Below are 15,769 nucleotides of genomic sequence, written 5' to 3' on the forward strand. Positions count from 1 at the left end.
CGCTAAGTCAGCCAAGTCAAGTCTAGACGAATGCAGGTAAAAGGCGCGGCGAATTCGATCTATACTTGAATCGAATTCTCGTAAAATTTGAAATGACTGCAATTGATTCAAATTTTATCTATTAACGCGCAAACGCTGCCGGAGCCGTTGTTTGCGCGCACGTGCACCCCTCGCGTTAACTCGCGTAGAGCGGGTCGCAACGCACGAAAAAGGCGGCGTCCGCATCGCGGAGGCCGCCTTCGAGGCTGGAAATGCAGTGGTTTTGACGCCGTTGCGCTTTACCGCGCGGTAACGCTCTCTTCGAGTGTCTCGGCCGGCTGCTCGTGCATGAACTCGAGGGCGAAGCCGTCTTCGAGGTTTCGGACCACGCGGCCCTGGACCCGGCCGAGCAGAACCGTCGATTTCAGCGGCGGGCGGTTCTCCGCGGCAATCGCGGCGCCCGACAGCGACAGGTCGATGATGCGGCAGGTCATCTTGGTGCCGTCCTCGAGCGTCAGCACCGCGATCGGGTTGCGCGGTACGATACGGTCGTGACGGCGGTCCTCCGGCAGGTTGAGGATGTCGCGGTTGGCGAGCCAGGTCAGCTGTGCCGCGAGCTTGTCGCGCTTCCTCGGCGTTGCCCCGATCGTCATGGCAAAGCCATTGTCTATGATCCGGGTGATCTTGCCCTCGACCCGGCCGATATGGTCGAGATAGGCGACGACGCGGTCGCCGACATTGCCGATGCCGGGGGCCAGCAGCGCGAGGCCGCCCGGCGACATGTTGATCACCTGGCAGGGGAATTCACGGCGGTCCGGCAGCATGTAACGGCCGAGCAGGTGCACTTTCACCCGCTGGAAACGCCGACGCTCCTCGGCGGCCGGAAGAAATTTTCTGTTCGCTAACGCCATTTCCAACACCCGACCCCCCGCCGGGCGGAGTCCGGCACGACCCTAAGGTGCATAGGGTTAATGCCGCGTTAGGATCGGTAGCGCCGGTAACGGACAGACACAATGCGCTCGAAAAACCACATCGAGGGCGGGCAGGCGAGGCCCCCCGGGCGGGACCGGTCAAGCCGTTCGCAGGCGCCGCCGATATAGAAGACCCAGCAGCGCCAGCAGCACTACCGCCGAGAGCCCGAGCGACCAGTGAATGCCGATCGCGGCGCCTGATAGCCCGACGGTGATGCCGCTGAAGGCCCGCATGCCGAGTCCGGCCATGTTGTAGAGTCCGACGACGCGGCCGCGGATGTCGGATGGTGCATTCAGCTGCACCAGCGCCTGCGCCATGGTGTTGAACGACAGCTCGAAGAAGCCCGCGCAGAACAAGAGCACGATCGCGACCGGATAGATCCGCACGGAGGCGAAGCCGAAGAGCGCCACGCTCCAGAGCATCGCCAGCATGATTGCGGTGCGCGGCGTGCCCTTGAGACGTCCCCAGGATTCCAGCGCGATGCCGGCGAGCAGGGCACCGGCCGCATCAGCCGCGAGGAGCACGCTGTAGGAGACGCCGGGATCGCCATGGCCGAGATCGCCGGCAAAGCCCGGCATCTGGGCGTGATAGGCGTTGCCGATCATGAAAGAGGTGAGGCCGGCGAGCCACGTCATCGCTAACAGCACCGGCTGCGTGCCGATGGCGCGCATCGTCAGCACGATGTCGGCAAGGCCGCGCACCGCGAAACGCCCGACGGCGACGCTCTTGTCGCGCAGCGGCGCCCAAAACAGCCACAGCAGCATCGGCAGATAGAACAGCGTGTTGAAGATGATGCCGTGCGAAGTGCCGAGCGTGAGCATGATGATTCCGCCGACGGCGGGGCCGACCAGGATGCCGAGATAGCGCGCCATCGCATTCAGCCGCACCGCGCTCGGAAGATCGGCAGGGCCGACGAGGTCGTAGAGCAGCAGCTGATTCGGCGTTTGCCACAACACGCCGGCGCAGCCGTGGATCACCAGCAGCAGCATCGCGTGCCACATCTGGATCGTATCGGTGAGGAAGAAGAAGCCCCATCCGGCCGAGGCGACGATAAACAGCACCATGCCGCACTGGATGATGCGGCGCGGATCGAACCGGTCGGCGAGCCCGCCGACCGCAACCGAGAACAAGAGGAATGGCAGCCAGTGCGACAGCACGGCAAAGCCCGCCAGCGCCGGCGAATGGAATTTCTGGAACACCACCCAATAGCTGATCACGTGCTCGATGTTGTCGGCCATCATCGCCAGCACGTAAGCTGTGAACTGGAGGCGGTAGGGCACCGACTTCATGGCCGCGAACGAGCCGGACGCGACCATGGGATTTTGAGGGAGGGGGTTCAAGCGAGCACCAAGGTAGGACTTGGGCCGCCTTACACGTTCGGCATCAATGGCTCAAGACACTTGGGTGTGTGAGTCATGAGCCCGTAGCCCGGCTATGACCCTGCTGCTAATCCAGCCGTTTCACGTAGACCGCATAAGGCACGCCAGAGATATCCGGCGCCTCGTGCACCTTCGCGAATCCCATCCGCAGATACATCGGCAGCGCAACCGTCATGATCGTCGTCGTATGCAGCGCGATGACCGGCGACTGGTCGCGCTCGGCGCGGCGAACGCATTCTTCCGTCAGTTGCCGGCCAATACCCTTGCCGCGCGCCGAGGGATCGACCACCAGCATGCGGATGATCGGCCAGGCCGGATCGAAGAACGCGGCCTTTGGCTGCCGTAGACCGATATAAGCCACGGCGCCGACGATCTCGCCACCGTCTTCAGCGACGACGATCTCGCCTGTCCTGGAAAGCTCCGTGATCTTGGCGACATTGGCAGTAAACGTCGGCCAATCGGAATAGTCCTGCTCGAATTGCGCGAAGGCAGCGAGAGCGACGCGCCTGACCGCGTCCGCATCCGCTGGCTGATAGTCACGTAGCATCGGCGGTTATCCTTCGTAGCCCGGATGGAGCGGACGCGTAATCCGGGGCCGCCGGTCCCGCATTCCGCTTTGCTCCATGCGGGCTACGAGACTGCCCGCTTGGCACCAGCCTGCATCTCACATACGCTTCGCTTCAGCCCGCACCAATCAATCATAACAGACGGGCATCGAGGAAACAGCCATGGAATCCATCCGCGTCTGCACCCATGCAGGGCCGGGCAGCGAGCCCGTCATCCGCACCGTGCCATGGCCGAAGGTCGGCCGTAAGGCCGCGCTGATCAAGGTCGGCGCCTGCGGGGTCTGTGGTACCGATTTGCATATTCTCAAAGGACATTGGCCGAAGCCGCTGCCCTGGCCGTTCACGCTCGGCCACGAGCTCGGCGGCATCATCGTCGAATGCGGCGACGAGTTCACTGAGGACTTCATGAGCAAGCCGCTTGCAGTCGGCTCGAAGGTGATGATCCCGCCGCTGATGCCTTGCGGACGCTGCTATTACTGCATCCACTATCCGCAGACAGCCAACAAGTGCCTGACGCCGGTCTATTACGGCCGCTATCTCGGTTTCGACAAGGCACCTCACATGTGGGGCGGCTGGGCCGAATATGTCTATGTCGATCTCGACATGCTGCCGGGCACCAAGATCTACAAGCTGCCCGACAACATGTCGCTGCGGCTGGGTGCGCTGTCCGAGCCGCTGACGTCCTGCATCCGCGCCTTCAACCGCGCCAGCCGCGCCGGCGGTTTCAGCTGGGGCGACACGGTGGTGATCCAGGGCTCGGGGCCGATCGGCATTCTGGCGGTCGCGGCCGCGCAGGAGATGGGGGCAGGGCGGGTGATCTGCGTCGGTGCGCCGGAGGAGCCGCGGCTTCGCCTCGCGCGCGAGTTCGGCGCGGAGGCGACTGTCAACATCGAGGAGATCAAATCGCCGCAGGAGCGCATTGCCCGGGTGCGCGAGATCGTCGGCGGCTTCGGTGCCGATCTGGTGATGGATTGTTCGGGACACCCTTCAGCCGGCCCTGAAGGCATCGAGATGCTGCGCGACGGCGGCACCTATGTCGAGATGGGCCAGTTCACCGACGCTGGCTCGATCGAGACCTCCTGGCACCGCATCTGCACCAAGGACCTCAACGTGCTCGGCTCCTGGGGTTTTACCGGCAACGATCTGCCGCTCGGCGTCGACATGCTTTACCGCACGCGCGACAAGTATCCGTGGCTGAATATGCAGACCATCTATCCGTTCACCGAAGCGGGCGTCGCGCAGGCGGTCAAGGACGCGATGGCGATGAAGACGGTGAAGTCGACCATCGTGCCGTGGCCGGAGCTGGTCGAGTAGGTCATGTCCTCCGCCCCCCACGATCTCGCTGCGTTTCTGGTCGAGGCCAGGCGGCGGACCTATGCCGGGCTGGACGACGACGCGACAGTTGCCGTCCCGCTGCTCGCGGGCTCCAAACAGCTCGAGCACCGCGCGCCGCCTTATCCTCGCCTTTCCGCTGTTGCGCGAGCTTTCGTCGAACTGGATCGAGTATGGCCTCGGCAGCAACACGCTGGCGCTGGCAAGGCCGGCCGGACCGCGGCAGATGCGCCGACGCCGACGGGGAGCGCTTCGCTGCAACTGGCCTTCAAGGTGTCGGCAAGTGAAGTCGATGCATGCGCCGACGAACTCGTGCGGCAGGGCGTGGCGCTGTTGTCGCCGCCGACGAACCAGGCGTTCGGTCATCGCACGCCGTTCTTCCGCGACCCCGACGGAAATCTGCTGGAGGTCTATGCGGAGATCTGAACAGCCCAAAAAGTTCCATCGGGAATCCGCGAACTCTTCACGCCGCGGTGAAACTTCGGCCCAAGTTCCGGATTTCAGTTCACGGGAGAGGTGCCGTGAAGCGAATTCTGAAACCCGTCACTTACGTCCTGGCCGCCGTCTACTTCCTGGTGGACGCGATTTTCATGGCCGTGGCGCGGCCCATCGCGCTCTGGCTTGGGCGGCACTTCCAATTCGAGCGATTGCGGGCCTGGATCAGGTCGCTGCCGCCTTATCCTTCGCTGGCCTTGTTTTCCGTGCCAGTCATCATTCTGGAGCCGATCAAGCCCCTGGCCGCCTACCTTGCCGCAACTGGCCAGGTCCTCAGCGGCGCGGCCACGTTCATCGTCGGCGAGCTGCTCAAGCTCGTGCTGGTCGAGCGCCTGTTTCACCTCACGCGGGACAAGCTGATGCGGATTCCGGCATTCGCCTGGACGTACGGGAAGTTCGCCGAAGTGAAGGCGTGGCTGCAGGCAACCGAAGCCTGGCGCGCCATCCGCGCCCTGAGCTTTGCAGCGAGAGACACTGTTGCGAAGCTGGTCGGGAGCTTCAGCAAGCTGGCGACCTCCAGGGATTAAATCCGAGCCAGGCGCCCCTTCGAACGACAGGAAAATCGTCGGTATCGTCGTGCTTGGGCACGCACTAGCCGCGGCCGAGCTCACTCTCCTTCACCTCTGTCGCACTCACCACCTTCGTGCCTTCCAGCTCGCGCACGATTCGTTCGTCGGGGCCGACAATTCCAAGATCGAACTCGCGATCCGGCGTGACCAGGATCATGCGCTGGCCGATGATCACGACCACCGTCATGTCGTTGGTTTCGCCTTCGACCGCCCATGCATGGATGTCTCCGGCATAGGGCTCCTTGCGCCAGGCGTTGGGCGAGCCTGGGTCGCATCGGATTTCGACGCCGTCCTCCGACGTCGTCACGACGAGCTTCGAGCGGCTCGGCTTCCAGCACTCGTCGAGGAGATCATTGACGAGCCACAGGCAGGCGAAGTCCTCGCATTCGGTGGGCCGCGCAGCGTAGATCGCGCAGCCGCGGCCGGGCTGACAATGCGAGCACCAGGCATTAACCGGCTTGGCCAGTGCCTCGATGGCCATCACCTTGCAGCAAAGCGTGCAATCGCCGCAGCTGCGTTTGGCGGAGGACGTCACGCGGTCATTCCCTTGGGATCCGGTTGTGATTCAGGTTAATCGAGGTGGCCGCAAAAATCCGCTGCAACCTTCAGGCGCGGCTCTCTGCGTGAAGCCATGCATCACAGGCATGGTGATTTCTGAGCGCTTGGCGTAAAGAGCGCCCAGATCAAATCCAGCGTGCGGTCGGGCCGTTTGCCGCGCATGCAGCTCAGGTCCGCCGGTCGACCGTTTGCGCGCCTGAATCAACCAAGGTTCTCCATCTCGTGTCTTTTCCGGCCCTGACCCCGCCGCTCGCCCGAGCTTTGGCCGAGCGGAACTATGATTCCCCGACTCCCGTTCAGCTCGCCGTGCTCACGGACGAAGCCTCTGATCGCGACCTCCTGGTTTCAGCCCAGACCGGCTCCGGCAAGACCCTGGCTTATGGCCTTGCCATGGCCAAGGGGTTGCTGGGCGAGGCCGAGGGGTTCGACGAGGCCGGCGCGCCGCTCGCCCTGATCGTGGCGCCGACCCGCGAGCTCGCCCTGCAGGTTCAGCGCGAGCTGGCCTGGCTGTATGGGCATGCCGGCGGGCGCGTCGTCTCCTGTGTCGGCGGCATGGATCCGCGGCGCGAGCAGCGCGAGCTGGCGGCCGGCGCGCACATCGTCGTCGGTACGCCCGGCCGGCTGTGCGATCATTTGCGCCGCGGCCGTCTCGACATCTCCGAATTGAAGGCGGTCGTGCTCGACGAGGCCGACGAGATGCTCAATCTCGGCTTTCGCGAGGATATGGAATTCATCCTCGAGACCACGCCTGAGGCGCGCCGCACCCTGCTATTCTCGGCGACGTTTCCGCGCGGCATCGTCGCGCTTGCCAGGCAATATCAGCGCGACGCGTTCCGGATCGAGGTCGCGGGCGACGAAGGCGGCCACGCCGATATCGAGTATCGCGCGATCCGGATCGCGTCTGCCGACGTCGAGCACGCGGTCGTCAATGTGCTGCGCTTCTACGAGGCGCCCAGCGCGCTGGTGTTCTGCAGCACGCGCGATGCCGTCAGGCATTTGCAGGCAGCGCTGCTGGAGCGCGGCTTCTCCGTGGTCGCTCTGTCAGGCGAATTGACGCAGAACGAACGCACCATGGCGCTGCAGTCGCTCCGGGACGGACGCTCCCGCGTCTGCGTCGCGACCGACGTCGCCGCCCGCGGCATCGATTTGCCGAGCCTCGACCTCGTCATCCATGCCGATCTGCCCAATGACGCCGAGGTCATGCAGCATCGCTCCGGCCGCACCGGCCGCGCCGGACGAAAGGGCACGAGCGTCCTGTTGGTGCCGCCGGCACGACGCCGGCGCGCGGAATTGCTGCTCAATCTCTCGGGCATCGAGGCGGCCTGGGGCACGGCGCCGCAGGCGGAGGACATCCGCAAGCTCGATCACGCGCGCATGAAAGACGTGCTGTTCACCGAGGACACCACCGCCAACGATCTGGTGCTGGCGCAGGCATTGCTGGCCGAGCGCTCGCCCGAAGATATCGCCGCTGCGCTCGCGCGGCTCTATCGGGCCCGGCTGCCGTCGCCCGAGGACATCATCGATCCCGGCGAGCGCAGCGGCAGGCCGCGCGATCGCGGTCGTGACAGGTTTGAAGGCGAAGGCGGCGGCGATCGTCCCGGCAAGCCGCGATCGAAATCCGGGAAGTCATCGTCGAAACACGGCATGGCGGAGGCCAGCGTCTGGTTCCGCGCCGCCATCGGCCGGCGTAAGAATGCGGAGGCGCGCTGGCTGCTGCCGATGATCTGCCGCCGCGGCGGCATCGACAAGCGCGACATCGGCGCCATCAAGATCATGGATACCACCACCGAGTTCGAGATCTCCGAGCGGGTCGCGGATTCCTTCGCCGCGAAGATCAAGCGCCCGGACAAGGAAGACAGCATCCGCATCGAGCCGATGGCGGACGCACTGCCGCGGCAGGCGGCTTCGGAGCAGCGGTCATATGCGCCTCGGCGTGAGGCCGCTGACGATGATCACCGTGAGCGTCAGAGCGATCGCGCGCGCGAGGCAGGTGCATTCAAGCCGCGCAGCAAGTCTCACGGCGAGCGTGGCCCGAAATTCGGCGAGGCTCCTTCCTTCGGGAAGAAAAAGAAGCATAAGAACAAGCAGGGCTACGCGGAGCCTTCGGTCACGCCGTGGCCGGTGAAGGCCGCGCCGGGAAAGAAGGCGAAGAAGAAACGGCGAGGCTGAGCGTCCGCCGTTCAGCTCAGACGGCAATGATGCCGCCGGATTGCACCGGCGACATCATCCGAAGAGAGAGGCGTGAGTTCAGCGGCCACCGCCACCGCCACCACCTCCGCCGCCACCGCCGCCGGCATCACGCATCGCGGAGCTGTAGCGAGGATCGGTCTGCTTCATGTAAGTCGGCGAGGTGTCGCGATGGCTGACCGTGCGTCGTCCGCCCTGGCTCGGCATCTCGATCAGGCCGCTGCAGCCCTCGAAGAAGGCGAACTCGCATCCGTAGGTCCGGTACTGCGCGGCGTTGGCACTGGTCGCGGTGAATGCGGTCGCCGCAACGAAGGCAATCAAAGCAACTTTCGGCAACGTGAGTCTCATGGACATTCTCCAGTCTCGGTTCGGCGAGACCGGAACGGCCCGCACGGTTCTTCGACGGAGGCTGGCTGAACCCGGTTCGAACTGGTGGCTTCACGCCCGCGTGAGCCGCGGCCGGGAAGGGGTCTCACGTCGCAGCGAGATCGCGCAGCATGTAGGTCGCGCCTTCACCGTAACATGCGAGCTTTGTGCGCAACTCCGCATCCGTCGTGACCGGCCGAAAGCCGAAACGTTCCCATAGCGGCCGCGTGGCATAGACCGAGACCAGCGCGAGAGCCGCAATGCCCATTGAGCGTGCGAGTTGCTCGATCGCCGCGATATAGTCGCGCGCGACACCACCACGGGCATCGGGCAGCACGGCGACGTCGTGCACGTAAGTCCGCATCGTCGGGCAACCTTGCGAGGAAGCCGTCGAGCGGCGGGATCTGATGCTGCTTCCAGGGATGGGCGAGCCCGTAGCCGACGATCCCATCGTCCGCCGCGAGCACGCGGCAGCCATCGGGACAAAGCCGCATCTTCTCCGCGAACACATCAGGGCGCTCGGAAAGATCAGGATGGATGCGCGCCGCGATCGCGCTGATGGCAGCAAGGTCGGCCGTGCGCGCGGGACGCCAATGCGGCTTGCTTATGTCGATCCGTTCCAATTTATTCCGCCGCTAAGAGTGAGATCAATCCAGCTTCGGATATTCGAGCTGCATCGCCACGAAGTCGGCCGTGCGCGATCCGTAGCGCGCCTCGATCGCACGCAGCGTTTCATCCAGCGCCTGTGCCGGCGGGGAGGTGCCGGCTCCCGGCAGCGCCTGCTGCGCAGGCCAATCGTCCGCGATCCGGTCCGGCAGGATGCCGAGGCCTCCGCGGCTCGTGCGCGCCTGCGCCGTGGCGGCGAAGGTGAGGGCGCGCGAGCGATAGGTCCGCGACCATGCATCGGCGATCAGTGCGAGCGAGACCTCGTCGACATCAGGCCTCAATGCGATTCCGAGTTGCTCGCGGTTCCAGAAGGCGAGCGTGTTCGCGATCGCCGTCAGCGCGAAGGAGCGCGTGAAGCGGAACGCGTCGCTGCGGTGGCGCGCATCCCACGCCGCAAGGCCGATGTCGCGGGCGACCGCCTCGGCCTTGGCCCGTCCGGCGATGGCCTCGATCAGGGTGAGGGCCATCGGCATGGATGCGCTGATTCCGGTGGTCGTCGCGACGCCCTGGTCGACGACCAGTCTGCGGTCCGCCGTATAGCGGATCGTCGAGTGCTTCTGTAGATCGCGCACGGAATACCAATGCGTCGTGGCCCGCTTGCCGTCGAGCAGCCCGGTGTTGGCAACGACCGTAGCGCCGACGCAGACGCCGATGACGATCGCGCCCTTGCCGGCCTGGCTCCTGATCCACTGCAGGGCGACTGCGTCGTCGTCGCGGCTCATCGCGGGCACGATGACGTAGTCGGCGCCGTCGGGGTGCGCGGCGTCGAACTCGGCGATGGTCGCATGCGGCTGTACCCTCAGTGCGGGATAGAGCGTGACGGGTCCCGGCTGCGTCGCCAGGGTGAGGACGTCGGCGACGTCAGCCCGCGCGAGGATGCCGTAGGGCATCAGATAGTCGGTGGTCTCGCTCATGTCGTTGATGCCGACGATGGCGATCAGGGGGCGCTTTCGTTTCGGCGGTTTCAGCGCGGCCAGCGTCGCCTCGGTTTCGTCTCTGGAGATCGCGGGCGCGGTTCCCGATGCCGGCGCGCCCGGCAGCAGGAGCAGCCAGGTTCCGCCGATCGCCACCAGCAATGCCATGCCGCCGAGGGCGGTCCACCCCAGAATGCGCCAGCTCATGATGTCACCCGCTCGTCGTCTCACGCGGCGCGGAAGCTATCCGGTCGCAACGATTTCAGGAATGACGCAAATCCGGCAAAATCGGTCATGGCGCGCGACGATCCATCGCACGATCACCGCCTGCGCGCAGGAGCTTTCGAAATCTACCGCAGCCCCTCATACACCATCAGCCCGCGTGCGATCTGCAATTTGCGGATCGCGCGCGGCAGCAGTTTTTCCGGCTGATGCAAATAGCGCCAGGAGGTGAGGGTGAAAGGGCCGAGCGCGCCGCATTCGTCGCCGAACGGTGCGAGCACGCCGGTCACGCTGACGGGCGTATGCGGACGGGCATTGAAGGGGAGCAGCAGCAGCTCGAGATGCGCCTTGCTGCCGTTCTCGCGTGCGGCCGTGACGCCGGCGATCGCACCCAACGTCTCGTCGGCGACGATCGTGGTGATCTCCTCGATCTCGCCGCGGCTGGCTTGTGTGAACAGCGCCGTAAAGCTCCGGTCCTTGAGATCGCCTCCGGCGAGCGCGCAGACGCGCGTGCCGGCGACGCGGAACGGGAAGCCGAGGTGCTGCTCGCAGGAGAGCACGAAGATGTCGCCGAGCAGGTCACGGACGGCGGCCGGATCGATGTCGGCCCTGTCGGGGGCCCGCGCCATGCCGCGCTTGTCGTCCCAATACGCGAAGAACTCGCGGCTCGACGGATGTTTCATGACTGAACGCTTACCCCGGGGCGCATCCTCACGGCACAAACCTGTCCCGCTTCAGTGCACCCGCGATCCCTTTCGTTGTTGTGCAGGAGGAGATCTGCAGCGTCCATGCCGCGAGGGTGTTTTAGGCCCCATCTAGGCCGCCTTTGCGCTGTTAACGTTAAATTAACTATGCGCTTTGCGCCGGCGGCCCGCCTGCTATGGTGATCGCGGTCGCAAGTCTCGCCGGTTTTTCCAGGTTCTCGGCGAGGCCTGTACTTTGGGCGTCAAACAGTTTGGTCACGGGACCGCGGGGAGGGGTGGGGATACACCTTATTCCCAGGGGTACCGGAAGTCCGACACGGACAGGCAGGGCTTTCCCAGGGCCCTGCCTTTTCCTTTTGTGCACTTGCGCAACGCCGGCAAAGGCGACTATCTCCAAGTGGATCGCTCCGATCGCGCCTGAAAGCGAAGCTGCCTTGGATTCCCCGCAAAATTCTCCGCCGCAGGATTCTCCGGATCTGCCGGCCGTCCAGGAGGCCCCGCGCGAGCCGATCCTGACGCTGCCCGTGGCGCTGACCGCCTATATCGCCCTGCTGGCGCTGATCCATCTGCGGGTGCTGCTGCCGCCGGAGATCGAGAACTGGACCATCGACGTCTTCGGCTTCATCCCGAAGCGCTACGATTCCTCGCTGCTCAATTTGCAGATCCCGGGCGGGGCGGGTGCGAAGGTCTGGACCTTCGTCACCTATTCGCTGTTGCACGCCAACCTGACTCATCTCGGCTTCAACGTGCTGTGGCTGCCGCCGTTCGGCAGCGCGCTGGCGCGGCGCTTCGGCGCCATCGAGATCTTCGTGTTCATGGCGGTGACGGCGGCGGCCGGCGCGCTCGCCCATCTCGTCACCCATGAGCATGCGGTGGCGCCGATGATCGGCGCCTCGGCCTCGGTGTCGGGGGCGATGGCGGCGGCGATCCGCTTCGCGTTCGCCCGCGGCAGCTTCCTGTCGTTCAGCCGTTCGGACGCCGATACCGCCGCAAAGGTTCCGGCGCTGCCGCTGTCGCGCGCGCTGCGCGACGGACGGGTGGTCGGCTTCCTCAGTGTTTGGTTCGGCCTCAACATCATCTTCGGTGTCGCCGCGATCGGCGTCGATGCCGAAACCACGAGCGTGGCCTGGCAAGCGCATATCGGCGGCTTCTTCGCAGGGCTCCTGCTGTTCGCGCTGTTCGATCCAGTGCCGCGCGTGCGAAGCGATGCCGCGGATGCGTCATCACAGGACGTTTCAGACCGAATTTGAAGCGGCGCTTGCGGCGCGGCCCGAATTCATCCATCATTCCCGAGAAGAATGTTCCGAAAGCGAAGCAATGCTTCGCAAAGCGCACGAGCGTGAACCGGCGCTGAAACTGTTAGTTGAAGACTCGCGAACAAGTTCCGAACCACCAAATGGCGGACGGCTCCGATTCAGGGAGGCGACAATGACGGTACGTTCCATTCTCAACACCAAGGGCCATCAGATCATGAGCGTCGAGCCCGACGTCAAGCTGTCGGCCGCGATCAAGCTGCTCGTTGAGAAGAAGATCGGTGCGGTGCTGGTGATGAACCAGAGCCGGCTCGAAGGCATCCTGTCCGAGCGCGACATCGTGCGCGTGCTCGGTGAGCGCGGCGCCGGCGTCCTGGAGGAGCCGGTCGCAGAGGTCATGACCCGCAAGGTCGTCACCTGCAAGGAGACCGATACGGTCGCCGAGCTCATGGAGATGATGACGACAGGCAAGTTCCGCCATCTGCCCGTGATCGAGAATGGCAAGGTGGTTGGCCTGATCTCGATCGGCGACATCGTCAAGCGCCGCGTCCAGGAATACGAGGCCGAGCAGGAAGCCCTGCGCGACTATATCAAGACCGCCTGAGCGGACTTCACTCGTGTACTGTCGGCGCTGCGCCTTCAGGCGGCGGCGCCAGCACGTGGATCGCTTCCTGAATCGAGTCCAACGCGCGCTCAGCGGCGCGCACGCCGTGCGCGATCAGATCCTCGGCGCGGTGGAAGTCGAACCAGCCGAATTGGCCGACCCGTGGCGTGATCAGCATGTCGGGCGGATCGCCGGCGAGACGGGCGCGGGTGATGCGGTCCTGCATGATGTTGAACGCATCCACCATCACCGAGGAGATGCCGGGGCGTCCGCCACCGCCAAAGAACTCGCGCTTCATGGTCTTCTCGGGCGAGAACAGCCGGGGGAAGCGCCGTTTGGTCGTCGTCTCCTCGGCCACCGGCGCCACCGGAGTGGGCATCGCGCCGTGCGAATAGATCGTCGTGGAATGGGTGAAGATGTCGCTGGAAAGATTTGCGGCGATGACGATTTCGGCGCCGAGCGCGCGGGCGGCCGAGACCGGCACCGGATTGACCAGCGCGCCGTCGACCAGCCAGCGGTCGCCGATCAGCACGGGCGAGAAGATGCCCGGCAGCGCATAGGAGGCGCGCATCGCATCGACCACGCGGCCGCGCGTCAGCCAGATCTCGTGGCCGGTGCGCACCTCGGTCGCCACGCTGGCGAATTTGGCTGAGAGGTCCTCGATCAGGGTCTGGCCGACGGCTTCCTCGAGCCGGGTCGCCAGCTTCTCGCCACCGATCAGGCCGGAGCCATTGAGGCGGATGTCGAGATAGCCGAGGATGTTGCGCATGCCCTGCAGGCTGCGCCCCATTCTTCCAGCGTATCGAGCTGGCCGGCAGCATAGGCGCCGCCGACCACGGCGCCGATCGAGGTGCCGACCACGACGTCAGGCACGATGCCATTGGCGAGCAGGGTCCTGATGATGCCGATATGGGCGAAGCCGCGCGCCGCGCCGCCCCCGAGGGCAAGGCCGATGACCGGCCGGCGGATGCTGCCCAAGCCAACTTTCTCGCCAACTTTCTCGCCGTTTGAGCCGTTCGCGCCCCGACCCTTCAAGATGTCCAGCACTGAAAAACTCCCCTACGCCGGGGCCAGGCCCGTATCACCAGACTAGGCGCCACACTGGCGCTCCGCCAGAACCGCGGCGAAGCATGGTTTATGCCGCTTTGGGAAGCGCACAGGGCAGGAGTATGGCGATGGACGGTTGCTTCGGGACTAATCACGCAGGCGTCAACCGGGTTCCAATGACCGTATTCGATCGGGTTCCTGAGGCTTGAATTTGCCGCGTTTTCGGTGAAAAGCAGGGGCATGACTCGCGGGGGTGACGGCATCATCGGATGGCGGCGCAGCGTTCGGCTGCTGCCGGCGCTGATCCTTGCCGCGTGCCTCGTGTCCCTCGGCCCGGTTTTCCTTGGCCAAAACGCCGCGCAGGCGCAGCTTTCTCCGATCGGCCGCCGCCGGTGCCCCCTGCATCGGTGCCGGATCCCGGCGGCGCCATCAATCTGGCACCGCCATCCGGGCCGGGCGCCGGCGCCCGAGCCTGCCGCCGACCCTGGCGCAGCCGGTTACGCCCAGCATGCCGCCGCCCGCGGTCACCACCGTGCCGCCGGCCGCGCCGCTCAACGCGGCGGCGCCCGGTCAGGGCGTGCTGTCGCTGACCGCGAAATACGGCAAGGATTCTCCCGCGATCACCAGCGGCTTGGTCTGGCGCGTATTCGCCGATCGTCCCGACGAGAACGGCACCTTCAAGCTGATCCGCGAGGAGCGCAACGCCACGCCCAACATCGTGCTGCCGCCGGGCACTTACGTCGTGCACGTCGCCTTCGGGCTCGTCAGTGCAGTGCGTACCGTCAGCCTGAAGGCCGAGACCGACCGCGAATCCTTTGTGCTGCCGGCCGGCGGCCTGCGCATCGAAGGCCGGGTCGGCACCAGCCGCATCCCGCAGAACCAGATCTCGTTCGCGATCTACAAGGGCAGCCAGTTCGAATCCGGCGAGCGCGCCTCCCTGGTGCCGAACGTCGCCGCCGGCGACGTCGTGCTGATACCGGAGGGCACCTACTACATCGTCTCCAACTATGGCGATGCCAATTCGGTGGTGCGCTCGGACATCCGCGTCCAGGCCGGCAAACTCACCGACGTCACCATCACCCACCGCGCTGCCGTCATCACGCTCAAGCTCGTCAGCGACAGGGGCGGAGAGGCGCTCGCCAACACCGCCTGGTCGGTGCTGACCCCGGGCGGCGACGTCATCAAGGAATCGATCGGCGCCTTTCCGCGCGTCGTGCTCTCTGAAGGCGAATACCGCGCCATCGCCAAGAACGAGGGCAAGGTCTACGAGCGCGGCTTCAACGTCGTGAACGGCGTCGACGGCGAAGTCGAGGTCGTCGCGCGGTGATGCCTCGGCGGCGATGCCGCCCGGTGGTGGTCTGGTCCGGATGCTGGGCTTCGTGCCTCGGGATCCTCCGCTTCTCACATGGCGCACAAGCACACCATCTCCTGTTACCTCTGCGACAGCGCCCAAGCCGCGTCTCAAGGCGCGAAGAAACCCGCCATCGGCGCCTTATCCCGGAAAACCACGTGAGTTCACCACGCCGGTGGACGATGCCCGATTCCGATCATCAATTTTATTCTCTTTCCATCCCGCTGGGTTATATGTCGCATCGGTCCAGGTGAGCCGGATGCGCAGACCATCGACGGCTGCGCCAGCGGCAATGAGCAGGGGGCCCAGCCGGTCGGGATGTTCGAAGTGGTCCTAACGAGGCGCAAGCGGTTTGGCTGGCGATGGCAGGTGTGCGACCAGTCCGGCAAGATATTTGCGGACGGGTTCGAGCGCACGCGCCCGTCCGCCAAATATCACGGCGAGCGCGCGCTGTTCTTCCTGCTGTCGCAGGCCCATCTGAACGACCGCTCCGCCGCCTCGAGCGAGGATTAGCGGCGGGTGAGCCGCTTGCTCTGAATTCGTAGCGCGGATTACGCTGCGCTCCATTCGGGCTACAAGACCTTGCGTTGCCTGTCGGGCGAGGA

13 protein-coding genes and 4 pseudogenes are annotated in these 15,769 nt (G+C 65.2%); 8 read left to right on the plus strand and 9 right to left on the minus strand.

The genetic code is table 11. The features are described from left to right. Positions 1–278: 278 nt before the first annotated feature. The 3 genes from ACSKB8_RS26200 to ACSKB8_RS26210 all read right to left on the minus strand — a co-directional run bounded on the left by ACSKB8_RS26200 (position 279) and on the right by ACSKB8_RS26210 (position 2,877). The gene (locus tag ACSKB8_RS26200) at positions 279–890 is read right to left on the minus strand and encodes a PilZ domain-containing protein (RefSeq protein ID WP_091889429.1); all 612 of its coding nucleotides are present in this window, start codon (positions 888–890) and stop codon (positions 279–281) included. A 159-nt stretch (positions 891–1,049) separates the two neighbouring features. Then, on the minus strand, positions 1,050–2,267 hold the full coding sequence (locus tag ACSKB8_RS26205) for an MFS transporter (protein ID WP_438107363.1): 1,218 nt from the start codon (positions 2,265–2,267) through the stop codon (positions 1,050–1,052). A gap of 130 nt (positions 2,268–2,397) precedes the next feature. After that, positions 2,398–2,877, minus strand: a complete 480-nt coding sequence (locus ACSKB8_RS26210) for a GNAT family N-acetyltransferase (RefSeq protein WP_438107365.1) — start codon at positions 2,875–2,877, stop codon at positions 2,398–2,400. 181 nt (positions 2,878–3,058) lie between these two features. Here ACSKB8_RS26210 and ACSKB8_RS26215 point away from each other — a divergent pair, with 181 nt between their 5' ends. The 3 genes and pseudogenes from ACSKB8_RS26215 (at position 3,059) to ACSKB8_RS26225 (ending at position 5,250) form a co-directional block, all read left to right on the plus strand. Beyond that, positions 3,059–4,210 carry a zinc-binding dehydrogenase gene (locus tag ACSKB8_RS26215; protein WP_438107367.1) on the plus strand — a complete coding sequence of 384 codons (1,152 nt, stop codon included), beginning with the start codon at positions 3,059–3,061 and terminating at the stop codon, positions 4,208–4,210. Between the two features lie 142 nt (positions 4,211–4,352). Further along, positions 4,353–4,654: pseudogene (locus ACSKB8_RS26220) on the plus strand (VOC family protein); the annotation flags it as partial. Between the two features lie 95 nt (positions 4,655–4,749). Then, on the plus strand, positions 4,750–5,250 hold the full coding sequence (locus tag ACSKB8_RS26225; protein WP_438107368.1) for a hypothetical protein: 501 nt from the start codon (positions 4,750–4,752) through the stop codon (positions 5,248–5,250). 64 nt (positions 5,251–5,314) lie between these two features. On the opposite strand, the gene ACSKB8_RS26230 is transcribed toward ACSKB8_RS26225, so the two are convergent. Then, positions 5,315–5,827 (minus strand): hypothetical protein, encoded by a 513-nt coding sequence (locus tag ACSKB8_RS26230; RefSeq protein ID WP_438107370.1) that lies wholly within the window; start codon positions 5,825–5,827, stop codon positions 5,315–5,317. Positions 5,828–6,072: 245 nt separating this feature from the next. Here ACSKB8_RS26230 and ACSKB8_RS26235 point away from each other — a divergent pair, with 245 nt between their 5' ends. Then, on the plus strand, positions 6,073–8,019 hold the full coding sequence (locus ACSKB8_RS26235; RefSeq protein ID WP_438107372.1) for a DEAD/DEAH box helicase: 1,947 nt from the start codon (positions 6,073–6,075) through the stop codon (positions 8,017–8,019). Positions 8,020–8,097: 78 nt separating this feature from the next. On the opposite strand, the gene ACSKB8_RS26240 is transcribed toward ACSKB8_RS26235, so the two are convergent. The 4 genes and pseudogenes from ACSKB8_RS26240 to ACSKB8_RS26255 form a co-directional block, all read right to left on the minus strand. Beyond that, complete coding sequence (locus ACSKB8_RS26240) at positions 8,098–8,385, minus strand: hypothetical protein (RefSeq protein WP_438107373.1); 288 nt, start codon at positions 8,383–8,385, stop codon at positions 8,098–8,100. 124 nt (positions 8,386–8,509) lie between these two features. Then, positions 8,510–9,011, minus strand: a pseudogene (locus ACSKB8_RS26245) (GNAT family N-acetyltransferase). 39 nt (positions 9,012–9,050) lie between these two features. Continuing rightward, the gene (locus ACSKB8_RS26250) at positions 9,051–10,190 is read right to left on the minus strand and encodes a DJ-1/PfpI family protein (protein ID WP_438107374.1); all 1,140 of its coding nucleotides are present in this window, start codon (positions 10,188–10,190) and stop codon (positions 9,051–9,053) included. 143 nt (positions 10,191–10,333) lie between these two features. After that, the gene (locus ACSKB8_RS26255) at positions 10,334–10,888 is read right to left on the minus strand and encodes a PAS domain-containing protein (protein WP_438107376.1); all 555 of its coding nucleotides are present in this window, start codon (positions 10,886–10,888) and stop codon (positions 10,334–10,336) included. 455 nt (positions 10,889–11,343) lie between these two features. Here ACSKB8_RS26255 and ACSKB8_RS26260 point away from each other — a divergent pair, with 455 nt between their 5' ends. Beyond that, on the plus strand, positions 11,344–12,159 hold the full coding sequence (locus tag ACSKB8_RS26260; protein WP_438107378.1) for a rhomboid family intramembrane serine protease: 816 nt from the start codon (positions 11,344–11,346) through the stop codon (positions 12,157–12,159). Positions 12,160–12,337: 178 nt separating this feature from the next. Next, on the plus strand, positions 12,338–12,766 hold the full coding sequence (locus tag ACSKB8_RS26265; RefSeq protein WP_438107380.1) for a CBS domain-containing protein: 429 nt from the start codon (positions 12,338–12,340) through the stop codon (positions 12,764–12,766). 7 nt (positions 12,767–12,773) lie between these two features. Here the strand turns inward: ACSKB8_RS26265 and ACSKB8_RS26270 are convergent. Next, positions 12,774–13,813: pseudogene (locus ACSKB8_RS26270) on the minus strand (patatin-like phospholipase family protein). A gap of 240 nt (positions 13,814–14,053) precedes the next feature. Here ACSKB8_RS26270 and ACSKB8_RS26275 point away from each other — a divergent pair. Next, positions 14,054–15,140: pseudogene (locus ACSKB8_RS26275) on the plus strand (hypothetical protein). Positions 15,141–15,482: 342 nt separating this feature from the next. Beyond that, the gene (locus tag ACSKB8_RS26280) at positions 15,483–15,677 is read left to right on the plus strand and encodes a hypothetical protein (protein ID WP_130221158.1); all 195 of its coding nucleotides are present in this window, start codon (positions 15,483–15,485) and stop codon (positions 15,675–15,677) included. Positions 15,678–15,769: the final 92 nt, after the last annotated feature.

It is taken from the genome of Bradyrhizobium sp. BR 1432 (assembly GCF_051547705.1).
Classification (GTDB): domain Bacteria; phylum Pseudomonadota; class Alphaproteobacteria; order Rhizobiales; family Xanthobacteraceae; genus Bradyrhizobium; species Bradyrhizobium zhanjiangense.